Origin of the sequence: Sulfitobacter sp. SBS6, assembly GCF_048285585.1 — a bacterium.
Classification (GTDB): domain Bacteria; phylum Pseudomonadota; class Alphaproteobacteria; order Rhodobacterales; family Rhodobacteraceae; genus Sulfitobacter; species Sulfitobacter pontiacus.
In genome coordinates this window covers 269,234-293,652 of record NZ_JBLWBA010000008.1, presented here as the reverse complement: position 1 = coordinate 293,652, position 24,419 = coordinate 269,234, and the positions used below count along the sequence as shown (strand labels likewise).

The following is a 24,419-nucleotide window of genomic DNA, read 5'->3' as shown; positions in this document are numbered from 1 at the left end:
GAATCACCCTATGCACGGTGCCTGCGCGTCAGAAGTCGATCTTGATGCGTACAGAGCCGACAAGCTGGTGATCGGGCTGCGTCTCGTATTCCTTGCCCAGCCACGTCAGACCATAGAACGCCGAGGCCCGCTTGCCCTGCCAATGCACCCCGGCACGCACACGATCACGGCGCGGGGTCAGGTCATAGCCACGATCCGACGGCAGGAACACGCTGTCGCTGACGCGCGCGATATCGGCCCCAACGACAAAGCCAAAGCCCGTCGCGTCGCGGTTCTGCACCACGCGGTAACGCTGGCCGGTGGTGCTGTCGCGCACCAACATTTCCCCGCGTGTGATGTTGCCAAAGGTCAGGTCAAAGCCCGCGCGAACGAATGTCTCTATCCCCGCCTGCCCTTCGACAAAGGGGCGCAGGCTTGTCCGCGCGCCCATCGGAAAGCTGCGCCCGATCTCGACCAGAACCGTAGGGTGAAAGCCGTCTTCGATCTGGTTATCCAACACCCGATCAGAGGGCGAGGTCGCGTCGATGATGTCGTGAATGCCCCGTTGCAGGTCATCCAGATGGGTCTGCGGACCGGTGGCATAGATCGCCGCCCCGACCGAATATTCCACAGCATCGCGTTCGAAATGGGCGTGCATCCCGACGGACAGGGCACCGGCCCATGGGCGCGATCCGGCCTGCGGGCGACGCAGGTTCGCGGGGGAGAATACCTCTACCCCCAAACGCAGCTCGATCAACTGCCCAAAGCGGTCCGGCAAGCGCCCCGTCCACTCAGGCCCCCAGACGCGGGACGACACATAGGCGCCCGTGCGCTCGCGGTCGCGAAACTCTCCGATGGAATCATTGGAAATCAGACGGCCATAGCCAAGGCGTTCCCGCTCTGTCGCCTGCGCACCCACGGGCAAAAGCAAAAGCGCGGCCAATACCGGCACAAGAAATCGCAGCATCGTCACTCCTATCGCAATGGCTGTAAGGGTCGGCACCCGTTGCCCCTTTGCTACCGCGCCCTGCCGCGTCGCGCTATCCTTGGTACATTTTTCTCGGGCGGGCGTGTCCTTGGCGCACAGGCGGATTGCGCGATACCGACAATTCGCTAACATAACGACAGTGAAAACCAGCCTTGAGGCACTGATGTCAGACCCAAAATCGCACCCGTCCCGCCGTATCGTCTCGTCCCGTCACCTTGCCGAGGGCGAAGGATGGGAGGCGTCCGAGCTCGAATACGGGATGATCATCGCCTATAACGCCTTCTCGCGCTGGATGTCGCGCTGCATGGCGGCGGCGGGCAATGCCGACCTGACCCCGCTGGAAATTCTGGTCCTGCACAACACCAACCACCGCGACCGTGAAAAACGGCTGACGGACATCTGCTTTCTGCTGAATATCGAAGATACGCATACGGTGAACTACGCGCTGCGCAAACTGCTGAAATCCGGCCTGCTAGAGGCCGAGAAACGCGGAAAGGAGGTGTTCTATCGCACCTCCGCCAGCGGGGCCGAGCTGATAGAGACCTACCGCGCGGTGCGCAACACCTGCCTGATCGACAGCATGGGGCGCACCGATATCAAAGGCGACGACCTGCGCGAGATCGCGGCGCAGCTACGCGCGATCTCGGGTCAGTATGATCAGGCCAGCCGCGCGGCGGCGTCGCTTTAGCCGCGGCTGCCTAGGGTGCTGGCGGCGCGGGCCAACTCGGTGATCGCCGCCCAATCGCCCTTGCGCATCAGATTGTCCGGCGCGACCCAGCTGCCGCCCGCGCACACCACGTTGGGCAGCGACAGGTAGCTTTCCGCATTGGCAGGGCTCACGCCGCCCGTGGGGCAGAACCGCACCTGAGGCAGCGGCGAGGACAGCGATTTCAGGAAGGGCGCCCCACCCGCAGCTTCGGCTGGGAAGAACTTGAGCATATCATAGCCGCGTTCATAAAGACGCATCGCCTCTGACGCGGTGGCGGCACCGGGCAACATCGGCAGGCCCAGATCTTCCGCCGCTTGCAGCAGTTTATCCGTGGCACCGGGCGACACCCCAAAGGTCGCGCCCGCATCCACCGCACGTTTGACATCATCGGGGGTGAGCAACGTGCCCGCCCCGACAACGCCGCCTTCGACTTTGGCCATCTCGGCAATGACCTCAAGCGCGGCATCGGTGCGCAGCGTCACCTCTAGCGCGGGCAATCCGCCTGCGACCAAAGCTTCGGCCAGGGGGCGGGCGTGCAGCGCGTCATGCACCACCAGGACCGGCACGATGGGGGCACGTTTACAGATGGCATAGGCAGCGGCGCTGGCGTCTTGCGGGGTCATCGGATCATCCTCTGGTCAGGTTCAAATGCTGCTGGCGCCGGTATCAGCCGCGCCAACCGTGTTGCGGAAAGTGGCAAACAGCTCGCGCCCCTGCCCGTATTCATTGCCCGACAGATCAGCCGTGGCAACCGGGCGATCCATCGCGCCGGGGGTCAGGACCGTCAGCTGCCCGTCGCGGGCGTCGACGCGCACGATATCACCGTCTTGCAAACGTGCAATCGGCCCGCCGTCCACCGCTTCGGGACACACGTGGATCGCGCTCAATACCTTGCCCGAAGCACCGGACATGCGCCCGTCAGTGACCAGCGCCACCTTCAACCCGCGCGCCTGCAGGTTCGCCAGCACCGGCGTCAGGCTGTGCAATTCGGGCATGCCGTTGGCCTTGGGCCCCTGAAAACGCACGACGACGATGACATCCTCGTTGAACTCACCATTGCGATAGGCGTCTTTCACGCTTTCCTGGTCATGGAACACGCGGATCGGGGCTTCGACGATGTGATGCTCCGGCTTCACGGCAGAGACTTTGGTGACCGCATTGCCAAGGTTCCCTGCCAGACGTTTCAACCCGCCCGTGGGCTGGAACGGATCGCCAATGGGGCGCACGATCTTTTCGTTCAGCGTCTCGGTCGGGCCTGCGACCCATTCGATCGCGCCATCCTTGAGCTTGGGGTCTTGGGTATAGCGCGACAGCCCGTCGCCCGCGATGGTCTTGACCTCGTCATGCAGCAAGCCGCCCGCCATGAGCTGACCGATCATAAAGCCCAAGCCCCCAGCCGCGTGGAAGTGGTTCACATCGGCCAAGCCGTTCGGATAGACCCGCGCCAGCAGCGGCGTGACATCGGCAAGGTCAGAGAAATCCTGCCAGTCCAGCACGATCCCACCGGCCCGCGCCATCGCGACAAGGTGGATCAGCAGGTTGGTCGACCCGCCCGTCGCATGCAGGCCGACGATGCCGTTCACATAGGCTTTTTCGTCCAGCACATCGCAAACGGGTGTGTATTCATTGCCCAGATGGCTGATCGCCAGCGCCCGCTGCGTCCCCGCAACGGTCAGCGCATCACGCAGGGGCGTGTTGGGGTTCACAAAGGACGCGCCGGGCAGGTGCAGGCCCATGAACTCCATCAACATCTGGTTGGTGTTGGCGGTGCCATAGAAGGTGCAGGTGCCCGGCCCGTGGTAGGCCGCCATCTCCGACGCCATCAGCTCTTCGCGCGTGGCCTCGCCTGCGGCGAATTTCTGGCGCACGATCGCTTTCTCGTCGTTGGAGATGCCCGAGGTCATCGGCCCCGCAGGCAGGAACACCGCCGGCAGATGCCCGAAAGCCTGCGCCGCGATCACCAGACCGGGCACGATCTTGTCACAGACCCCCAGATAGATCGCGGAATCGAAAGTGTTGTGGCTAAGCCCGACACCCGCCGCCATGGCGATGATGTCACGCGAGAACAGGCTCAGCTCCATCCCCGGGGTGCCTTGGGTCACGCCGTCACACATCGCAGGCACGCCGCCTGCAACCTGTGCCGTCCCGCCCGCCGCGCGCGCGGTGTCGCGGATCAGGGTCGGAAAGCGTTCAAACGGCTGGTGCGCCGACAGCATGTCATTATAAGTCGTGATAATCCCGATATTGCCCGCCGATTGCGTCGCCAGCGCGGCTTGGTCTTGCCCCGCACCGGCATAGGCATGCGCCTGCCCGCTGCACGAAAGATGCGCCCGTGCCGGCCCTTCCTCGGCGGCGCGGCGCATCCGCGCCAGATAGGCCCCCCGGCTTGGCGCGCTGCGTTCGATGATCCGGTCGGTGACACGGGCTACGGTATCGTTCAACATCATGCTTTCCTTCGTGACGTGGGTGGGCCTAAGGGCCTTCCTACAAAGACGTGAGTATGTTAGCGCTAACTTATCACGCGCATGTGCCATTTGCAAACCCGTTGCGACCATGGGTAAAACGAATGGCGAAAATTGTCTTTCCCCGCCAAAACAGGTGCCCTAAACAATTCGGATGACACAAATAGACCCTCCTTTCCTGATCGGCGTTGACGGAGGCGGCACCGGTTGCCGCGCCGCTGTTGCCACCCCCGATGGCCGTATCCTTGCCGAAGGCAAAGGCGGGCGGGCGAATGTCAGCACCGATTGCGCCACCGCGATCGACAGCGTGCTGACCGCGACGCGCAACGCGATAGAGAGCGCCGGTCTGGATGTCGCCGACATGCCCCGTGCCGTGGCTCATCTGGGGCTTGCGGGATACACGGGGCCGGAAATGGGCCCGCGCGTGCAGGCGGGTCTGCCCTTTGCCAAATCCGTCGTGACCGAAGACACCACCACCACCATCGTCGGTGCCGTCGGAGAGCAGGACTGCCACCTGATCGCCCTTGGCACCGGCACCATCGTGGGCCGCCAAAAGGCCGGCGTGCAGACCTGTATCGGCGGCTGGTGTTATCAGGTCTCGGATCAGGCGTCGGGCGCGTGGCTGGGGCATGGCGTGCTAGAGCAGACCTTGCTCGTCGTTGACGGGATCACCCCCGCCAGCCCCCTGTCGCAGCAGATGCTGGATAAATTCGGCGGTGGCGCGGGCATCGTGCAGTTCAGCCTCAAGGCGCGGCCCGGCGATTTCGCCACCCTTGCCCCCGATGTGGTACAGGCCGCCGCGGCGGGCGACAGCATCGGACGGGCGCTGATGGCTAGCGGGGCCGATTACCTGACCCGCGCCCTGATCGCGCTCGACCACCAACCCGGCGGCCCGCTGTGCCTGACCGGCGGCGTCGGCCCCCACTACGCCGCCTATCTGCCCGACACGCAGACCGCCCATCTGGTCGAAACCAAAGGCCGTGCACTCGACGGGGCCGTCGCACTGGCCCTGCGCGCCGCGCGGGCATGACCGCACCCCTCACCGCCTATACCGGCGCGCGCATTTTTGACGGGCACGATCTGCTGACCGGTCACGCGCTTGTGGTGCACTCCGACGGCATCCCGCGCATCACCCCCCTGACCGCGCTACCGGTGGGGGCCAAAACCCGGAGGCTTAACGGGGGCATCCTCTCCCCCGGGTTTGTGGATCTGCAAGTGAACGGCGGGGGCGGCGTGATGCTCAATAGCGCGCCCGATCTGGACACGCTGCGCGCGATGGCTGCCGCGCATCGACGGCTTGGCACCCGCGCATTTCTTCCCACGTTGATCACCGACACCCCCGCCCATAGCCGCGCTGCCATCGCCGCCGTGGCAGAGGCGTTGCACCTGGGCATGCCCGGTATTGCGGGGCTCCACCTTGAAGGACCGCATCTGAGCGTTGCCCGCAAAGGTGCCCATGACGGCAGCCTGATCCGCCCCCTGTCTGACGATGATATGGCGATGCTGACCGATGCCGTGGCCCGGATCCCGAACCTGATGATGACCCTCGCCCCCGAAAACGCCACCCCCGATCAGATCGCGGCGCTGACGCAGGCGGGCGTGCTGGTGTCGCTGGGCCATAGTGATTGCGACTATGACACCGCCATGCGCGCCTTTGGCGCCGGTGCCCGCATGGCGACGCATCTGTTCAACGCCATGAGCCAGGCCAACGCGCGCAGCCCGGGGCTGGTGGGGGCGGCACTTGATCATCCGCGCGTGGCATCCGGCCTGATTGCCGACGGGGTGCATGTCCATCCGGCCATGATCCGCGCCGCACTTGCCGCCAACCGCGGCGCGGCAGAGGTGTTTCTGGTGACCGACGCGATGGCGACTGGCGGCTCTGATATCACCAGCTTCACCCTGAACGACCGCGAGATCCTGCGCCGCGACGGACGGTTGACGCTGGCCGACGGAACGCTGGCCGGGGCCGACCTGACCCTGCTGCAAGCCGTGCGCTATATGCACATCACCGTGGGCGAGCCGTTAGAGCGGGCACTGGCCCGTGCCACAGCAATCCCTGCGCAACTGCTGGCGCACCCACCCGAAGCGGACAGCGTCGATGCGATGATCTGGATCAACGACGACCTGTCAGAACTGCACTGGCTGACCGAGCTGTAACCCTCGTCCAACATCCGCCCACGAAAAAGGCGGCGCAGGTTTCCCGCGCCGCCCTATGTCTTTTGCGTCAGTCACGCATCGCGCAACGCCCCGATGATCTGGTCGAACGCCTCACGCGCCTTGGCGCGCATTTCGTCGTCCGTGGCATCCTGAATAGGATGCGGCACCAGCACATAGCGCGCGCCCTCCATGCCTAAGGCCTTGCGCTGCGTTTCAGCGGCTTGGCCAAACACGCTTGAAGCGATGGAAACAGACGGGATCCCCTGGATTTCAAACCAGACTGTATCGTGCATACTGCACGTGGTACATGATCCTCAGTCCGCCAGCCCTTCGACCAGAAAGTCGCATTCATCGCGGATCTGGTGGCGCAGCGTGTCGGGGCACGGTTTGGCGAAAGTCGGCTTGGTATAATGCCGGATCTCAACGCCGGGTGCGTTTTCGGTCAACAACCTGTCCAGTTCATCCAGCAGGATATTGCCGCGCGGCTTGCTGATGTTCAGCAGCCCGACAACCCCCTGCACCGAACCGGACCGTTCGCTGATCTGACGCGCGACGGGGACACGTTCGTCCGTCGGGTCAAGAATTATTGTCATTCACGTCCTCCTCTGCTGTGAAAGCTAGCCTAGATCGATCTTTCTGGAAACGGAAATCGACCCCACTTCGCCCGTGGCCCACCCGTGGAACGCGGACGAGAATTTGCCCGCATCGCCACCGGCCACGACGATATGGATATATTCCTTGCCCGCAAATTTAGGGGCCAACTGCGCCAGTTTTTCCGGCCCCATGCGTTCCGCGTCCGCCACGGGGATACCCGCGCCCGAATGGTCATCCTGCACCATCTCCGACAAGGGGCGCGCCGTGACCTCTTGGATACGGTCGCGCAGCCTGTCCTTGGAGTAGGGGCCATCGACGGTCAGCGTCTGGATATGCTCGGGGCAGACCACCAGCAGAGCGTCAATCGGCAGGTTGTGCATCTTCGGCAGGAACACCCCTTCAAGCCCCTGCCCCAATGACCCCGCGATCTGGTCCGGCCTGCGCGAGGTTTGGTCCACCAGATGCACCGGCCCGCCCGTCATGGCAAAGACGGTCACGACCGAATCTTCCGCCTTGAAGCCGCGTTCCACATGCAGCGGCTCCCACGGCGAGGCTGCTTCGTTCTCCGCAAAGCACATGGTGTATTTCATCGGATTACCCAGGACAGACCGTTCGACCCCGCCCGTGGTCGCCCCGCCGACATTGCGGATGATCAGCCGCAGCGCGCGCCCGATGGTGGCATTGGCACGGTTCCCCGCACCCAAAGCGCCCAAGCCGCCGTTCAGCCCGATCTTGTCCACGATCGGCCCGTTCACCACCATGACCGTCGCCGCGCCCATCGTCGTGGCAGTGACCCCGTGGACGTTGAATTCATCCGTGCAGACGGCTTCGACCGCTGCGATCACCACAGGCAGATATTCGGGTTTACACCCCGCCATCACCGCATTGATCGCGATCTTTTCGACCGTGGCGATGCCCATATTCGGCGGCACTGTGGCGATGACATCCTGCGGATCACGATGCGTCCCTTCCAACATGCGGATCACCCGTTCGGGCGTCGGCGGCACCAAGGGCAACCCGTCCGAGAACCCCTGATCGAACATGAATTCCGCCATGTCATCGCCGCTGGCGACCTCTACCTTGCGGGCGCGCAGACGGCTGCCTTCGGCTTCTGCCCGCAGCGCGTCGTAGACCTCGGGGTCAAAGTGTTTCGACCCGCATCCCGGACGCCAGGCGGGCAGGCTGTCCCAATCGATCTGCGCGGCAGCCTTGCCCGTCGCACGGGCCATCTGGTCGGACAATGCCTGCCAGTCATCGCGCACGAAGCCTTCAAAGTGGGTCACGACAGCGCCGCTTTCATCAATCCAGTAGAGCGCGGGCACAATCTCGAAATCCCAGTCGAACGAGGTCTTGCAGCCCGCATCCTCAAGCACCGGCATGGTCAGCCCGTGGCGCTGCGCGAAATCGCCGTTCTTCTCGCCGGATTGCCCCGGCACCAGAAACCGCACCGCATCGCCATAGGCCTGCGACAGCGCTTGCAGCACCGGCCCCGCAATATTGCAGGTCTCGCAATCCTCTTTCACGAAACAGACCAGCGCAGGGCCCGTGCCGTCAAAATGATGGGCCGCGCCTTGCAGATCCTTCAGGGTAAATTCCGGTTTCCGATCACTCATGTCGCCCCCTCCCAAGTATGCCGCTGCATACTGTGGGGGATCGTCAGGCATGTCCAGACAGCTTGGCGGAGACGGATGGGAATCGAACCCACCACACGCCGTATCGACGCGTCCATGGTTTTGAAGACCAGGGAAGCCACCAGACTCCGGTCGTCTCCGCGTTGCCACACCGTAGCCCTGCCGCCGGGCAAGCGAAAGCCTAATGCGTCTGCGGCGCGATCTGCCGCGTGTCACCAATCCGCAGGGTCATGCCTAGCGCATCCAGATGCTCAAGCAGCGGCACGATGAACTTGCGGGTGGTGCCCAAGGCGGTGCGCGCCTCGCTGGTGGTAAAGGCCACGGGCGGGGGGAAGATTGCCGCAAGGCTCCGCCGCGCTTGGCCGATGGTTGCCTCGTGAAACACGACCTGCTGTTTCAGCGCGATATTCGCCAAGGACACCAACCGCCCCTGCGCCACCATCAGCGCGATCAGATCCGCGTCATCAGGCGCATCGAACTGCCGCACATCAGGGGGGGAGGTGCCACCTGTGCGCATCCTCTCTTCGATCTCGGTCAGGCGGGCAAGCTGTTGCGGGGCAAGTGCTGCGAAGGGGTCATGCCGTGCGAGACTGACCAAACCGTCGCGCAAAACAACCTCTCCGCCCCTAAACAATTCGGCTTGGGCGAAAGGCACCAAACCCCGCAGCGGCGTCACCCGTTGCAGCATCGAAAGCGCCGCCCCCTGCTTGATCGGGTGGTCAGCGTGAAAGCGCTGCAAAGCCGCCACCACCGCCGTTTGCACCGTGACGAGGTCGTCGGCCAGCGCGATATGTTCCGGCGATAACCGCACAACGCCCGTGGGTAGCGCAGCCGTCGCATCGCAGCGCGCCAACCGGACAAGATCAGACCACAGCGCCACCCCGCGCCCCTGCGCACAAAGCGCTGCGGCAAGGGCGGTACCATCCTGCTGATGTGCCGCCTGCATCACCGCCAACCGCCGTCTGTCGCCCGCCCCGACTGCCGTGGCCTGCGGGTCAAGGATCACCGCACCCGCCAGCGTCGCCGCAGGGGAAAGCTGGCGCAGCACCGCCGCCTGCCCCGCGAACCCCACCACGGGGCGTTTGAAGCGCAACTGCCCCAGCCCCGCGCCCCCCGGCGCGATCTGGCCACCGCCTATCATCCGCAGGGTCGCGACCTCATGCGCCGTGCCCCACAGCACGCGCAAATCCTGCATGTGTTTGACCGGTCGCGGTGCCGTGTCAGAGACGGTCAACCACACATCCATACAAAGCGTCGCCCCCTGCCCGCCCGTACAGATCACATCGCCGCGGGCAATATCCTCTAACGCGATACCGCGCAGGTTCACCGCGACCCGCTCGCCCGCCGCGACCCTCTCCCGCGCCGCGCCGCGTGCTTGCAGGCCACGTACCACCGTGGCCGCACCGCTTGGCTGCACGGTCAACGCCGCGCCAACCGCCAACGCGCCACCAAGCAGCGTGCCCGTCACCACCGTTCCGCGTCCCGACAGTGTGAACGCGCGATCCACCGGCAGGAACGCCCCCATCGGCGCGGCCCGCGCGGGCAAAGCGGTGTACCGCCGCGCCAAGACCTGCCGCAGATGATCCGTCCCGCCAGCGGTCGTGGCTGAACAGGGCACCAGTTCGGCCCCGGTAACGCCTTGCGCGGCAAGGGCATCCGCAATTTCCACCAGACGGGCGGGCAATGCTGCCTCGGGGATCAAATCCACCTTGGTCACCGCGACCACCGCCACGGGCACCTGCAACAGTCTTGCGATCTGCACATGCTCGCGCGTTTGCGCCGCGACGCCCTCCACCGCCGAGACGACCAGCATCGCGCCCTGCGCGCCGCTCGCACCCGACACCATGGTGCGGATGAAATCCTCGTGCCCGGGCGCGTCAATCAGGTCAAGCGTCCCACCCGCCATCTCGCAATGGGCAAAGCCTAGCGCGATCGACAGGCCACGCGCTTTTTCCTCGGCCAGCCGGTCCGTCTCCATCCCCGTGAGGGCGCGCACCAGCGCCGTCTTGCCATGATCCACATGGCCGATCACGATCACGCAGGCCGATGTCATATGGCGGCAATCGCGCCCAGCGCCGCGACGATATCGGGTAGCTCGTCATCCGTTACCGTGCGCATGTCCAGCCACAGCTTGCCCTGATGGATACGCCCGACAATGGGCACCACCCCGCCCCGTAAACGATCCGCAAGGGTTTCAGCAGAGAGCGCGGCACAAGCCACGACGACACTGAAACTGTCCAGGTCCTGCTGCGGCAGCGACCCGCCGCCGACATAGGCGGCTGACGCCATCACCTCAACATCCACCCCCTTCACCTCTGCGAGGGAACCCGCGAGCCTTTGCGCCCGCGCCTCTACCTCTGCCAAAGGCTGCGAGAGCGCGCGCAAGACCGGCACCCGCGCCAGCGGATCATGGGGCGGCAGGTAAAGACGCAAGGTCGCCTCGAGTGCGGCGAGCGACAGCTTGTCGATGCGCAACGCCCGTAGCAACGGGTGCTTGCGTAGCACCGCGATAATATCCGCCCGTCCCGCGATGATCCCCGCCTGCGGCCCACCAAGCAGCTTGTCGCCCGAGAACATGACCAGATCGACACCCGCTTTGAGGATATCCGCCACCACGGGCTCATCGCGCAGCCCAAAGGGGGCAAGGTCAATCAGCACGCCGCTGCCCAGATCCTCCATCAGGATCAGATCCCGCTCCGCCGCCAGTTGCGCCAAATCATTGCGTGACGGGGCAGAGGTGAAGCCCACGATGCGAAAGTTGCTGGTGTGGCTTTTCAACAGAACCGCCGTATCCTCGTCCACCGCATCGGCATAATCACTAAGCCGCGTTTTATTGGTGGCACCGACCTCTTTCAGCTCTGCACCGCTTTGCGCGATCACATCGGGCAGACGGAAAGACCCGCCAATCTCGATCAGTTCCCCGCGCGATGCGATCACCTTGCGCCCCGCGGCGGTGCCCATCAGGGCCAAGACCACCGCCGCGGCACAGTTGTTCACGATCAGCGCCCCCTCTGCGCCGGTCAGTTGACAGATCAGCGCCTCGGCATGGTCATAGCGCGACCCGCGCTTGCCGGTTTTCAGGTTCAGCTCAAGGTTCGAAGGCCGCGCAGCGATCTGGTCCATCGCCTGCAGCGCCTCGGGGGCAAGACGGGCGCGGCCCAGATTGGTGTGGATGATGATACCCGTGGCATTGATAACAGGGCGCAGGTTCGGCTGACGGGCTGCCTTTATCCGGTCGGCAAGGCTATGGGCAAAGGGTTCACTGGCGAAATCGGGCAGATCGACCACCCCGCCGCCCCGAATATCACGTCGCAGCTGGTCGAGCGTTTCGCGCAGGGCGCGGCGCACCTCGTCGTGGCTGTAGGTCGCAACCAAAGACGCTACATGCGGTTGCTGCAACAGCGTATCGATCTGTGGCAAATGTCTAAGTTGGCTGTTCACGCGTCACGCCCCCCGATGGCTGAACGCGCAGTGTAATCGCGCGCGCCACGGGGGCAAGCCGTAACGCAGGCCACAGGCAGGCGACAAGAGGCCCGCCGCGCGGGTTACGCTGCCAGCGCTTCCTTCACCGCGATGTCGGCCATCTGCAAAATCGCCTCGCGGCTATCGGCGACGGCGATAAAGCGGCCGTTATGGCAGAACTTTGCCCCTTTGACGCCTGATGCTTCCTCAAGCGCGGCGTCTTTTTGACCCGCCCAAGCCACCGGAAGATCAGCGCGGTTCTCGAACGTATCATCCCCGGACCGGATCGTTGTCAGCGTCCATTCCTCGCCGCGCGGGTGGATGACGAACAACAGATGATCCGCCCCCGCCTTCAACACGGCCCCGCGAAACGGCATGCCCATGGGCAGGTCCAGCACATGCCCCTCGCCCGCGGCATCAATGGCGGTCATGACCATCGCTTCGGCGCGGAACTTGGCGGCTTTGCGACGGATCGACGCTTCGACAAAGGCGCGCGCAATGGGCAAGGCGGCGGCAAAGGCGCGGTCGTCCACGCCTTCCTCGCGGTCATCGAAGACGGGTTTCAGGCTTTCCAACAGCGCGGGCAAGGTCAGACCGGCAAACAGCGGCCCCGCCTCTGACGCGTTGACGGCACCATTATCCAGCAGGTCGATCGGCAGAACAAACCCGCGATCGAAACTGTCGTGGATGGCGTTCACATCCGCCTCGGGCACGTCGAGCGCGCGCAGATAATCATGCCCGTAATGCGCCCAGATCAGCCCGAAAGAGCTATAGGGCTGCCCGTCTTCACGCAGCGGATTGGGACGTTGATGGTGATCGAAAATCCCTGCCTCGGCATCAAAGTCACCGCCCACGTCGTAGATGATGCGCCCCTCGGCCGGCGTGATCAGCGCCTTGTCGCGGCTGCGCAGCACCGTGGCGTCTGGAAACAGCCGCGTCAGGATGACAGAGGATAGGAGTTCATCCGCATGAAAACCGCCTGAGTGGGTCACGAGTTGGGTGATCGTCATGTTTCTGTACCTTTGCGCATCTGTTCAGCAGGTCGAAATGAAAACGGGCGACCGTGCGAGGGGCCGCCCTGTGAATATGTATCGCTCACACCGCCCGTCACGGGCGTCGTACAAGAAAAGTAGAAAGAATTCGTAAAACTCCACCAAGTTTTTCTCAACGCAAGAACGCAGGTCGATAAAACACAGAACACGAACATCTAAAAGGCCGTTCCGCCTTGCCCCCTTTTTTTGGTGGTGCGGAAAAACCCACGCGGCAGAGCAAACATAAATTGAACCGTAGTTATGTGCAGCCCGTGACGGTGCGTGTGAACACATAGCCGGGGTCAATCATGTCATGCTCTTTCCTTCGCGGGCACGGGCGACGGCTGTGCTTGAATTTCAATCAAACTTGGCCCACCTGCCACCATGGCCGCTTGAAGCGCTTCGGCGACTCCCCCCGGTCGCGTGTCACAGCGCCAGAAAGGCAAGCCACAAGATTGTGCAACGGCAGCAAAGTCCGGCGGGGTCGGGTCGCATCCCACAACGCTCACCCCCGCGTCCACCATAGAAGTGGCGATTTCTTGATAGCCGTGGTTGTTCCAGATGAGGAAGCAAATCGGCAGTTTTTCTTGCACCGCGCACATCAGTTCCGGCAGGCTGAACTGCGCACCGCCGTCGCCAGCGATGCAGATCACTGGGGTGTCGGGTGCCGCCAACGCCGCCCCGATTGCGGCGGGGATGCCATAACCAAGCGCGCCAAAGCCAGTGGCGGCATTGAACCAGCCGCCCGGGCGGTCGTGATCGTAATAAAGGTTGCCTGCGTAGATCGGCTGGGCGGAATCGCCGACCATGATCGCCCCCGGAACGGCACCGCGCACCTCAGCAAGGGTATCGCAAAGCGCGCGCATCTCCCGACCAATTTCGTCAAAAGCATCCCGGCGAGCCTTGGCGGCCCGATCGGCACCGTTTGATGCCACATCCCCGTCGATTGCAGCATTCAGCGCGTCGATTGCAGAAGCAGCATCGCCGAGGATCGGGAGTTCAGTCGCATGGCGGGAAAGCTGTTCAGCACATATATCGACGCGAATAAGTCTTTGTATCTCGGGCATGGTGCCAGAGGCGTACATATCGTAATCCGTCGGGCCCAATTCGGTGCCCAAAGCCAGTACGACGTCCGACTGCGCGATCAGCGCGCGCACGGCTTGCAGGCTGGGGCTGGCCGGAACGCCTAGCGGATGATCAAACATAACGCCGCGTGCATTCACCGTTTGCACCACCGGCGCGCCAAGCTTCTCGGCAAGCGCGCGCAGGGCATCCCCCGCTTTGCGGACCCCGCCACCGGCAAGGATCAGGGGTGTCTTGCTCTGCGCCAATAACGCGGCTGCTTGTGATATCTGTTCGGCAGACAGTGCAGGCACTGCGGCGATAGACTGGGTGGGCGCTTCGGCGGTATAGGGCGCGCCGGCAACATCTAGCGGTATTTCAAGATGTGTGGGTCCAGGTCGACCGGACTGGAACGGGTCAAAGACGTGGTCGAGCATAGGGGCCAGGTCATCGGCGCTTTCAACACGTTCGGAGATCAGCGCGACGGTCCGTGCCATTGCCCGTTGATCCGGCAGCTCGTGCAGATGCCCCATGCGCTTGCCAAGGCTGGTCAGCGTATTGACGCCAGAGACCACCAGCATCGGCACCGAATCCGCGCGCGCTTGTCCCATTGCGGTCAACGTATTGGTCAGCCCCGGCCCGGTGATAACAAAGGCGACACCGGGTTTGCCCGATACCCGCGCATAGCCATCCGCCATAAAGCCTGCGCCCTGTTCGTGCCGGGGCGTTACATGGCGAATACCCGAGGCCGCCAAGCCACGGTAAAGCTCAATCGTATGTACGCCAGGGATGCCAAAGACACAGTCGACACCGCGATCTGAAAGCTGCGCGACCAGCGCCTCGCCGATACTGCTCATGCTGTTTCCAGTTCAAACTGTGCCGCGTGCCGGATGATCCGCTCACAGGCCGCATCGAAGGCCGCGTCGCCGGTCGTCAGCGCCACCCGTACCCAAGCATCAAGTGTTTGACCAAATGACGCACCGGGCATGACCGCGACGCCAGCGTGCTCAAGCAAATGCATGGCATAGTCGGTCCCGTTCATTCCGGTTGCCGAAACGTCGATCATAGCGAACATGCCGGCTTGTGGGCGGTGCACCCTCAACGGGCTCTCGTCAGACAGGCGGCGATACAAACGCTCTGATCGGCCGGCAAAGCGCTGCTTCATCCCACCCGCGACAGGTGATCCTTCGCGTACGGCTTTTTCGGTCATGTCAGCGATAAAAGGCTGGTTTCCAAAGAGCATTGTTTCCGACAGCGGCAAAAGTGCTTCGGTAAAAGCTTTCGGCCCAATGCACCACCCACTGCGAAAGCCCGGTGCTGCGTGGGACTTTGAGATCGAAGAAACAACGATAACGCGGTCAGCCAGCTCAGGACTCCGCAAGGGCGAGCAAAATTCAGACCCGTCAAAGGTCAGGTCTGCGTAGACCTCATCAGAGATAATCCAAAGATCATGGGCAAGTGCCAGTTCACCCACGGCGTCGATATCGGCGCGGGTCAGGACCGCGCCGGTAGGATTATGTGGCGTGGTCAGCAGGATTGCCGTGGTCTGCGGGGTGATCCTTGCGGCGATGTCATCCGCATGAAGGCGAAAGCCGTTTTTCGGGCGCAGCGGGACGGGCACCATCTCGGCACCGCTGGAGCGGATAACCCCTTCGTAAGTGGCATACATCGGATCGCCCACCAGAACCTGCTGACCCGCCTCGGCCACGCCCAATAGCACCGCATAAAGTGCCGTCTGCGTTCCGGGGAAACACATAACCTGATCCAAAGCAATCGGGCGGCCCGCGCTGCGCGAATAGCGCTCGGCCAATGCGGTGCGCAGCCCTATTTCGCCTCGACCGTCAGAATAGCCGGTACGACCACGGCGCATTGCATCAGCCGCGACCTCCACAAGCGTGTCGGGTGTGGGCACATCCGGCTCCCCGATGGTCAGCTCAATAATATCGCGGCCCTGTGCGGCAAGCTCGCGGGCCTTCAGATGAACTTCCCATTTAGCGCCGCCAAGCCCCGCCAGCCGTCGGGTTATATCTGTCTGTCTCATGTCTGTTGCCCTACGTTTGTGAGGTCTATCCCAAGGATTGCTCCGACGGATCGAACCCCGATTTCTGAAAGCTCGTCCGGCGCGAAAGCGCTCGGAAGAACACCGCCTTCCATCCACAATCCATCGATCACAGCGTTGCAAGCGATCGCCAGATGCCGCAGTTCGGGTGCCGAGCGTGGCTGACCTGTTTCGTTCAATACAGCCGCAATCAACGCCTCAAGGCGGTTGCGATATTTGTAGTAGGTCCGTTCATGACTATCGCGCATCTGCTCGTCATCATGGACCTTGGTCAGGAAACCCGCCCAAAGACTGACTGAACCGGCGTCCACAACCGGCGGTGTCAGACTGCCGACGACGAAAGCCGCCAACCGTGCCGCTGGCGCCCACCTGTCGGCATCCGCGAAGGCAGATGTCAAATCAGTAAGCCGGTCCATATGATGTTCATAGGCCGCGGTAATAAGGTCTTCTTTCGACGAAAAGTGATGCCGGATCATACCTTGTGACACATCCGCACGACCAGCAATCGCACGGACCGTCGCAGCCTGAACGCCTTTTTCGGCAATCACCAACAAGGTGGCCTTTATCAACGCCTCCCTACGGTGCTCTGCTGGCTCTCGTTTGAACTTGGGCGTGTGGTCCGACAAAAGCACTTTCCATCCTGCGCTATTATACACGTGTACAATAGCGCAGGATGCGCCATACTTCAAGGTTATACTTCGGCGGGATACCAAACGGCGGGTGCCTCGGCGGTATACGCGCAGGGCAACGGATGCGGCGGAATGGATTCACGACCTGGGTATTTTCTTCGATATCGCTTTACAGCGGCATCAGCGATTGGCCGGCCTTCACGCCTATTTGAAAGAAGATTAGAGGTGCCGATCAATCTGTTCGCGTGTTCATTGGCGTCGTGCCAAACTGACTTTTGAATGCGCGCGTCATAGAACTTGCGTTCTCGTACCCGCACCGCGCCGCGATCTCTGCGATGGATAGGTCGGTGCTTTCGGCCAAGCTTTTCGCGGCGATCAAACGTCTGTGGCGATAGACTTGCCCCGGCGTCGCATTCAAAATGCGCGCGAACCGCCTTTGCAGGCTTTTCAGCGAACAACCAAGACGACTTGCAATAATCGGGATCGGCACCGGTGCTTCGATATTCTCGTCCATCAGAACAAGTGCCCGCGAAACAAGTTTTGAACGCACAGATATGTTGTCGGCATCCCCAAACGGCTGATCGCCTTGATGTAGAAAAAAGGACGCGACATCAAGACGTGTGATCTCGCCGCAGTGCTCTCCTATTAACATCAGGGCCAGGTCAAAGGACGCCATGGCACCCCCACAGGTGATCCGGCTTCCGTCTATCACGAACCGCTCTTGCCGAGTATCTATCTGCGTAAAGGTCTCAGAAAAGCTTTCAAAAAGATGCGCATGGATGGTGGCGGACCTGTCGTCCAACAGCCCTGCAGCTGCCAGCAGCCAAGCCCCCATATCAAGCCCTACCAGACATTTCGCGTTGGCGCACAGGACCCGCAGCGCGGACAACACCTGACTACGACACAACGTAAGGTGGCCATAGCTGGCGGTCACCATAAGATAATCACACGGTGGTTTTGTGGCTGTGGCCTTTTCGGTTTGCACCAACATCCCACTTGAAGACCGCACGAGGCCACCATCAAGCGAAAGCAGTCGCCATTGAAAGGGCGACTGGCCGGTAATGGTGTTTGAGGCACGAAACGGCTCTAGCGTGTTGGCCAGACAATGATTCGAAAATCCATCGAAAAGCAGAAGATCGATTTTTACGGTCTGAGCCGGCGATTTTGCCTTTTTGTGCATATTTATGTCTAACACTGCACATTCCTATCGATCAATCCATGTACTCTACGGGCAAATCCTAAAGGAGACTAAAATGCCCCTGCACATGACCCGTGATGTCTTTATCACCTGCGCCGTCACCGGATCCGGCGGTAGCCAAGATCGCTCACCCCATGTTCCACGCAGTCCTGAACAGATTGCCAATTCGGCCATCGCCGCCGCTAAAGCAGGTGCGGCGATTGTGCATTGCCACGTGCGCGATCCTGAAACCGGCGTGCCCTCACGTGATCCGAAACTCTACCGCGAAGTGACAGAGCGCATCCGCGATGCAGATGTCGATGTGGTCTTGAACCTCACCGCTGGCATGGGCGGCGACATGGTATTTGGCCCGCCGTCCGCACCACTGCCGCTGAATGACGCCACCGACATGGTCAGCGCAGAGGAACGGCTAGCGCATATCGAAGACTGTATGCCCGAAATTTGCACCCTCGATTGCGGTACGATGAACTTTGCCGAAGCCGACTATGTGATGACCAACACGCCCGGCATGCTGACAACGATGGGCGCGCGCATGGAAGAGCTTGGCGTGAAGCCAGAGATTGAGGCCTTCGATACAGGCCACCTTTGGTATGCAAAACAACTGGTTAAAGACGGCGTATTGTCGTCGCCCGCCTTGGTACAACTGTGCATGGGCATTCCGTGGGGCGCACCCAATGACCTGAACACCTTTATGGCGATGGTCAACAATGTCCCTGCCGACTGGAACTGGTCCGCGTTTTCGATTGGTCGTGACGAGATGCCTTATGTGGCCGCATCTGTCTTGGCAGGCGGGAACGTGCGCGTTGGGCTTGAGGACAACCTGTGGCTTAGCAAGGGCGAGCTTGCCACCAATGAGGCGCTTGTTTCGCGTGCCGCGTCGATCATCGAAAACATGGGGGCAGCCATCATGGGCCCCGATGCCGTGCGCCAAAAACTTGGCCTGACAAAGCAGGCACCACGATGACCAAAACAGCAGCAATCATCGGCGGTGGAGTCATTGGCGGCGGTTGGGCCGCGCGGTTTGCGTTGTCTGGATGGGACGTCGCGATTTTTGACCCTGATCCCGAAGCCGAACGCAAAATCAGCGAAGTCATGGCTAACGCGCGACGGTCCCTGCCCGCCTTGTCCGAGGTCGCCTTGCCGCCTGAAGGTCTGGTGAAAATCGTTCCCACACTGGCCGAAGCCGTCGCAGAGGCCCACTGGATTCAGGAAAGCGCGCCGGAACGCCTAGAGATGAAGCACAAGATCTTCACCGAGATCCAGACCCACTGTCGCGAAGACGCGCTTATCGGGTCTTCGACGTCAGGGTTCAAACCGTCTGAGCTTCAGCAAGGGGCGTTGCGCCCAAGCCAGATTTTCGTCGCGCATCCCTTCAACCCTGTCTATCTGTTGCCGCTTATCGAACTGGTCGGTGACGATGCCACGACCACGCGCGCACATACCGTGCTCGCTGAAATCGGCATGAAACCACTGAAGGTGCGCAAGGAAATCGACGCCCATGTGGCCGATCGTTTTCTCGAAGCGGTCTGGCGCGAGGCGCTTTGGCTGATCAAGGACGGCATCGCCACAACCAAAGAAATTGATGACGCGATCCGGTTCGGCTTTGGCCTGCGTTGGGGGCAGATGGGTTTGTTCGAAACCTACCGCATTGCCGGCGGCGAGGCCGGGATGGCTCATTTCATCGAACAATTCGGCCCCTGCCTGCAATGGCCCTGGACCAAATTGATGGATGTGCCTGAGCTTACGGACGAACTGGTGCAGATGATCGCCAGCCAGTCGGATGAACAATCCGGCACCCATTCGATCCGCGAACTTGAACGCATTCGCGACGACAATCTGGTGTCAATGATGCGGTCCCTCAAGGGCCGTAATTGGGGTGCAGGGGCGTTGCTGAAGGCACATGACGCCCGCCTTGAGTCCCAAACCGACCCCGACTTTACCAAACCCATCATCAGTGTCGCCCGCGCCATTCCAATCGATTGGACAGATTATAACGGCCACATGAATGAAAGCCGCTATGGCCAACTGTGGTCAGATGCGGCCGATGCGGTCATGCGCATGATCGGAGCCGATGACGCCTATATCAAATCGGGCTTTAGTTACTTTACCGCCGATACCCACACCAAGTTCCGCAATGAATGCCATGCCGGTGACAACGTCACCGTTGTGACGGCCATTCTTGAAAGTGCGGGTAAAAAACTGCGGCTGTTCCACGAATTGAAAAACGCAGATGGGAATGTGGTGGCGACCTGCAACCAATTCCTGCTGCATGTCAGTCTGGAAACCCGCAAATCCTGCGACCCTGCGACGCATATCAGCGACAAACTCGCATCCATCCTCGCGGCCCAAGCCGCCCTGCCCAAACCGGAGCATAGCTGATGCATTTTGGATTGACCGAAGAACAAGATATGATCGTCTCTACCGTGCGGTCCTTCGTCGAAAACGAGATTTACCCCCACGAGGCCGAGGTAGAGCGCACAGGCGAGGTTCCCAATGACGTCGCGCAGGCAATCAAACAAAAGACGATCGATCTTGGATTTTATGCCTGCAACTTCCCCGAAAGCGTTGGCGGGGCCGGTTTGTCGCATCTTGAATTTGCGCTGGTTGAACGCGAACTGGGCCGCGGGTCTATGGCCTTGAACCACTTTTTCGGGCGGCCGCAAAATATCTTGATGGCCTGCAAAGAGGATCAGATTGAACGCTATCTTACCCCCGCCATTCGCGGCGAAAAGATGGATGCGCTGGCCATGACCGAACCCGATGCCGGGTCAGATGTGAGGGGCATGAAATGTACGGCCAAACGCGATGGCGGTGACTGGGTTCTGAACGGAACCAAGCATTTCATCTCTGGCGCGGATCATGCGGATTTCGTGATCGTCTTTGTGGCAACCGGCGAAGACGACACGCCGCGTGGCCCCAAAAAGCGTATCACGACCTTCTTGGTCGACCGCGGCACGCCCGGTTTCACGATCCGCGATGGCTACAAGTCCGTCTCGCACCGTGGCTACAAAAACATGATCCTTGAATTTGACAACTGCCGCCTCCCCGATGCTCAGGTTCTGGGCGAGGTCGATGGCGGCTTTGCGGTGATGAACGAATGGCTTTATGCCACGCGGATCACGGTCGCCACGATGTCTGTAGGGCGAGCACGACGTTGTTTTGACATGGCGTTGAACTACGCGGCTGAACGCAAACAGTTTGGTCAGCAGATTGGCAAATATCAGGGCATCAGCTTTCAGCTGGCCGACATGATAACCGAAATCGATGCGGCGGATCACCTGACATTAGCGGCGGCATGGCGGTTGGATCAGGGCCTGCCCGCGAACCGCGAAATCGCCAGCGCCAAGCTCTACGCCTCTGAAATGCTGGCGCGGGTGACGGATGCCACCTTGCAAATCTTTGGCGGCATGGGCTTGATGGATGACTTTCCGATCGAACGGTTCTGGCGGGATGCGCGGGTCGAACGGATTTGGGACGGGACATCTGAGATCCAGCGGCACATCATCAGCCGTGATCTATTGCGCCCCCTTGGCGCATAGGACCACGGGTATGAGTGATCTTGAGCGCCTCCTTCGTCCACGTTCCATCGCCGTCGTCGGCGGCGGCGCGTGGTGCAACTCCGTGATTGAGCAGAACCAGAAGATCGGCTTCAAGGGGCATATCTGGCCCGTGCATCCCCAAAAAGTCAGTGTCGGCGGGCTGCCGGCCTTCAAGACGCTTGCTGATCTACCAGACGCCCCCGATGCGGCATTTATCGGTGTGAACCGTAACGCAACCATCGGGCTGGTTGGCAAACTGAATGAGATGGGAGCCGGTGGCGCCGTATGTTTTGCCAGCGGGTTCAAAGAAACCGCCGACGGTGCCGTTTTGAACGATCAATTGCTAGCCGCAGCAGGGGGAATGCCCATTCTTGGGCCAAATTGCTACGGGGTTCTGAATGCCGTGGATCGAGTGGCGCTCTGGCCGGATCAACATGGGCTGGTGCCCGTTGAACGGGGCGTGGCGATCTTGGCGCAGTCCTCCAACATCGCGATCAACCTCACGATGCAGCAACGCGGGTTGCCCATTGCCTATACCATCACCGCGGGCAATCAGGCGCAACAAGGGCTTGCCAGCATCGCCCAAACTGTCATCCGCGACGACCGCGTGACCGCACTTGGCCTTTACATCGAAAGCTTTGGTGACATCGCGGCGTTTGAGGAATTGGCGCGGATGTCGCGCGCGCTAGGCAAACCGATTGTGGCATTGAAGGTCGGCCGTTCGCAGGAATCGCAACTGGCGACCATATCGCACACTGCCTCGCTCGCAGGCAGCAACGCGGGTTCAGATGCGGTATTGGCGCGGCTCGGCATTGCGCGGGTCAGCTCCCCCGGTGCGTTGCTTGAGGCGTTAAAGCTGTTCCACTGCCATGGCCGCTTGTCCAGCACCCGAGTTGCGTCGCTAAGCTGCTCGGGCGGCGAGGCGAGCGTCATGGCGGATACCGCCGCGCAATATGGCCTGACGTTTCCACCGCTGAAAACCAATCAAAAAGCGACGCTTTCACAGCACCTCAGTTCTATGGTCCATCTGGCAAATCCTTTGGACTACCACACGCAAATCTGGCGCGATAAGGCGGCCATGACGGCAGTATTTGCGGCCATGACGGGCGACGATATCGATCTGACGCTCGTGGTGCTTGATTTTCCAAGATTGGACAGTTGCACCGCCGATGACTGGATGGTCGCAATCGAGTCAATCGAGGACGCAGCGCATCGAACGGGCCGTCCTTTTGGCGTGGTTGGGTCAATCGTCGAAAACCTTCCCGAAGCGATTGCAAAACGTCTGTTTGGCGCGGGGATCGTGCCGCTGTGCGACTTTGGCACGACCTGCGAAGCGATCAGCGCTTGCCACATGCCGCCCACCCGAAATCACCACCCCCTGCTGCGCGCCCCCAGCTTTACAACCACCACCACCGTCACCGAAGGCGATGCCAAACGGACCCTTGCGGCATACGGCTTCGATGTCCCCAAAAGCCGTGCGGGCATCGCCCCTGCGGATGTGATCGCTTGCGCCGAAAAGATCGGTTTTCCCGTGGTCCTGAAGGGCGAAGGTGTCGCCCATAAAACCGACGTCGGCGCGATAAAGCTGAACCTAATAGACGCCGCACAAGTAAGCGCGGCGGCGCAAGAAATGCAGGCCTCGACCTTCCTTGTCGAAGAAATGATCACCGGCACCGTCGCGGAACTGCTGCTTGGCGTCGTTGCGGACGCCGCCCACGGGTTTGTCTTGACCTTGGCAGCGGGGGGTACGCTGACGGAAATTCTTGAGGATGGTCAATCCTTACTGCTGCCCACCACGGATACCGATATTCGCAACGCCTTGGGCCAGTTAAGAATACACCCCCTATTGATTGGATTTCGCGGTGGTGAACCGGCCAACATAGATGTCATTGTTGACGCGGTCCTAAAGCTACAGAACTTTGTCGCTGACCACGCCGACGAGATTGCCGAGATCGAAATCAATCCACTCATCTGTACAAAAGACCGCGCGATCGTCGCCGATACGCTTTTGTTGAAAGGAACAACATGACAAGCCCCGTGAAAACGCGCCGCGAAGGTGCTGTACTTGAAATCACACTGGATCGCCCAAAGGCCAATGCCATCGATCTGCAAACCAGCCGTATTCTGGGAGATACCTTTGCTGCATTTCGCGATGACCCTGATTTGCGCGTGGCGATCATCACAGGCGCGGGGCCGAAATTCTTCTGCCCGGGCTGGGATTTGAAGGCCGCCGCGGATGGCGACGAAGTGGATGGAAATTACGGTGTTGGCGGCTTTGGCGGCCTGCAGGAGTTGCGCGACATGAACAAGCCGATCATCGCTGCGGTGAACGGTATTTGTTGTGGCGGCGGGCTTGAACTGGCACTGTCTGCAGACGTTATCCTCGCGGCAGATCATGCAAGTTTCGCGCTCCCCGAAATCACGTCAGGCACCGTAGCCGATGCGGCGTCCATCAAATTGCCAAAGCGCATTCCCTATCACATCGCAATGGAGATGCTGTTCACAGGTCGCTGGCTTGACGCCGAAGAAGCCCACCGCTGGGGGTTTGTGAACCACATTCACGCGGCGGATGATCTGATGACACAGGCATGGAATATGGCACGCCTTTTGGCCTCTGGCCCCCCGTTGGTCTATGCCGCGATCAAGGAAATCGTGCGCGATGCCGAAGATAGCAATTTTCAGGATGCGATGAACCGGATCACCAAACGCCAGCTAAAGACTGTTGATGTCCTTTACGGGTCCGAGGATAACGCCGAAGGTGCGCGCGCCTTTGCTGAAAAGAGGGATCCGGTCTGGAAAGGGCGCTAAGATCGTCATCTCCGGGCATCACCCGACCGCGCGAGGCTATTGGTCCCGCGGATATCGACGGCCCAGTTGACGAACGATTGGGCCGCCGCTTTCCCGCCCTCCATTTCGGAC

Annotated in this window: 20 protein-coding genes and 1 tRNA gene; 8 read left to right on the top strand and 13 right to left on the bottom strand. The window is 61.4% G+C overall.

The window, feature by feature from the left end; translation table 11 throughout:
• Positions 1–28 precede the first annotated feature (28 nt).
• Entirely contained in the window at positions 29–946 is a 918-nt protein-coding gene (locus ACNQ62_RS15135) for a lipid A-modifier LpxR family protein (RefSeq protein ID WP_418095193.1), read from the bottom strand.
• Positions 947–1,130: 184 nt separating this feature from the next.
• Between ACNQ62_RS15135 and ACNQ62_RS15130 the strand changes: the two genes are divergently transcribed.
• Positions 1,131–1,655 (top strand): winged helix DNA-binding protein, encoded by a 525-nt coding sequence (locus ACNQ62_RS15130; RefSeq protein WP_174226595.1) that lies wholly within the window; start codon positions 1,131–1,133, stop codon positions 1,653–1,655.
• On the opposite strand, the gene eda is transcribed toward ACNQ62_RS15130, so the two are convergent.
• Complete coding sequence (gene eda, locus ACNQ62_RS15125; RefSeq protein WP_005851466.1) at positions 1,652–2,299, bottom strand: bifunctional 4-hydroxy-2-oxoglutarate aldolase/2-dehydro-3-deoxy-phosphogluconate aldolase; 648 nt, start codon at positions 2,297–2,299, stop codon at positions 1,652–1,654. The two genes, ACNQ62_RS15130 and eda, sit on opposite strands and share 4 nt — an antisense overlap.
• Before the next feature lie 21 nt (positions 2,300–2,320).
• Entirely contained in the window at positions 2,321–4,123 is a 1,803-nt protein-coding gene (gene edd, locus ACNQ62_RS15120) for a phosphogluconate dehydratase (RefSeq protein WP_348002205.1), read from the bottom strand.
• 169 nt (positions 4,124–4,292) lie between these two features.
• Between edd and ACNQ62_RS15115 the strand changes: the two genes are divergently transcribed.
• A complete protein-coding gene (locus ACNQ62_RS15115; RefSeq protein WP_005851462.1) occupies positions 4,293–5,168 on the top strand; it encodes a BadF/BadG/BcrA/BcrD ATPase family protein in 876 nt (291 codons plus the stop codon).
• Positions 5,165–6,295: an N-acetylglucosamine-6-phosphate deacetylase gene (gene nagA, locus ACNQ62_RS15110; protein ID WP_418095192.1), complete on the top strand. Its 1,131-nt coding sequence runs from the start codon at positions 5,165–5,167 to the stop codon at positions 6,293–6,295. The genes ACNQ62_RS15115 and nagA overlap by 4 nt, the downstream gene beginning before the upstream one ends.
• A 71-nt stretch (positions 6,296–6,366) precedes the next feature.
• Here nagA and ACNQ62_RS15105 read toward each other — a convergent pair whose 3' ends face one another.
• The 10 genes from ACNQ62_RS15105 to ACNQ62_RS15060 all read right to left on the bottom strand — a co-directional run bounded on the left by ACNQ62_RS15105 (position 6,367) and on the right by ACNQ62_RS15060 (position 17,943).
• Positions 6,367–6,888 carry a UGSC family (seleno)protein gene (locus tag ACNQ62_RS15105; RefSeq protein WP_258182285.1) on the bottom strand — a complete coding sequence of 174 codons (522 nt, stop codon included), beginning with the start codon at positions 6,886–6,888 and terminating at the stop codon, positions 6,367–6,369.
• A 24-nt stretch (positions 6,889–6,912) separates the two neighbouring features.
• A complete protein-coding gene (locus ACNQ62_RS15100; RefSeq protein ID WP_418095191.1) occupies positions 6,913–8,502 on the bottom strand; it encodes a TlpA family protein disulfide reductase in 1,590 nt (529 codons plus the stop codon).
• A gap of 63 nt (positions 8,503–8,565) precedes the next feature.
• Positions 8,566–8,660, bottom strand: a tRNA-Sec gene (locus tag ACNQ62_RS15095).
• 41 nt (positions 8,661–8,701) lie between these two features.
• Positions 8,702–10,573 carry a selenocysteine-specific translation elongation factor gene (selB, locus tag ACNQ62_RS15090; protein WP_418095190.1) on the bottom strand — a complete coding sequence of 624 codons (1,872 nt, stop codon included), beginning with the start codon at positions 10,571–10,573 and terminating at the stop codon, positions 8,702–8,704.
• Positions 10,570–11,961 (bottom strand): L-seryl-tRNA(Sec) selenium transferase, encoded by a 1,392-nt coding sequence (gene selA / locus ACNQ62_RS15085; RefSeq protein ID WP_418095189.1) that lies wholly within the window; start codon positions 11,959–11,961, stop codon positions 10,570–10,572. Before selA ends, selB begins: the two co-directional genes overlap by 4 nt.
• A 104-nt stretch (positions 11,962–12,065) precedes the next feature.
• The gene (locus ACNQ62_RS15080; protein ID WP_418095188.1) at positions 12,066–12,992 is read right to left on the bottom strand and encodes an MYG1 family protein; all 927 of its coding nucleotides are present in this window, start codon (positions 12,990–12,992) and stop codon (positions 12,066–12,068) included.
• Between the two features lie 332 nt (positions 12,993–13,324).
• On the bottom strand, positions 13,325–14,932 hold the full coding sequence (locus ACNQ62_RS15075) for a 5-guanidino-2-oxopentanoate decarboxylase (protein ID WP_418095187.1): 1,608 nt from the start codon (positions 14,930–14,932) through the stop codon (positions 13,325–13,327).
• Positions 14,929–16,116 carry a pyridoxal phosphate-dependent aminotransferase gene (locus ACNQ62_RS15070; protein ID WP_418095186.1) on the bottom strand — a complete coding sequence of 396 codons (1,188 nt, stop codon included), beginning with the start codon at positions 16,114–16,116 and terminating at the stop codon, positions 14,929–14,931. Before ACNQ62_RS15070 ends, ACNQ62_RS15075 begins: the two co-directional genes overlap by 4 nt.
• On the bottom strand, positions 16,113–16,760 hold the full coding sequence (locus ACNQ62_RS15065; protein ID WP_418095185.1) for a TetR/AcrR family transcriptional regulator: 648 nt from the start codon (positions 16,758–16,760) through the stop codon (positions 16,113–16,115). Before ACNQ62_RS15065 ends, ACNQ62_RS15070 begins: the two co-directional genes overlap by 4 nt.
• A gap of 235 nt (positions 16,761–16,995) precedes the next feature.
• Positions 16,996–17,943, bottom strand: coding sequence for a GlxA family transcriptional regulator (locus ACNQ62_RS15060; protein WP_418095184.1), 948 nt, complete (start codon positions 17,941–17,943; stop codon positions 16,996–16,998).
• A gap of 73 nt (positions 17,944–18,016) precedes the next feature.
• Here ACNQ62_RS15060 and ACNQ62_RS15055 point away from each other — a divergent pair, with 73 nt between their 5' ends.
• The 5 genes from ACNQ62_RS15055 to ACNQ62_RS15035 are packed head-to-tail and all read left to right on the top strand — an operon-like array spanning position 18,017 to position 24,308.
• Complete coding sequence (locus ACNQ62_RS15055; RefSeq protein WP_418095183.1) at positions 18,017–18,925, top strand: 3-keto-5-aminohexanoate cleavage protein; 909 nt, start codon at positions 18,017–18,019, stop codon at positions 18,923–18,925.
• Entirely contained in the window at positions 18,922–20,340 is a 1,419-nt protein-coding gene (locus ACNQ62_RS15050; RefSeq protein WP_418095182.1) for a carnitine 3-dehydrogenase, read from the top strand. Before ACNQ62_RS15055 ends, ACNQ62_RS15050 begins: the two co-directional genes overlap by 4 nt.
• Positions 20,340–21,500 carry an acyl-CoA dehydrogenase family protein gene (locus ACNQ62_RS15045; RefSeq protein WP_418095181.1) on the top strand — a complete coding sequence of 387 codons (1,161 nt, stop codon included), beginning with the start codon at positions 20,340–20,342 and terminating at the stop codon, positions 21,498–21,500. The genes ACNQ62_RS15050 and ACNQ62_RS15045 overlap by 1 nt, the downstream gene beginning before the upstream one ends.
• 10 nt (positions 21,501–21,510) lie before the next feature.
• A complete protein-coding gene (locus tag ACNQ62_RS15040) occupies positions 21,511–23,529 on the top strand; it encodes an acetate--CoA ligase family protein (protein WP_418095180.1) in 2,019 nt (672 codons plus the stop codon).
• Entirely contained in the window at positions 23,526–24,308 is a 783-nt protein-coding gene (locus ACNQ62_RS15035) for a carnitinyl-CoA dehydratase (protein ID WP_418095179.1), read from the top strand. Before ACNQ62_RS15040 ends, ACNQ62_RS15035 begins: the two co-directional genes overlap by 4 nt.
• The last annotated feature ends 111 nt before the right edge of the window (positions 24,309–24,419 follow it).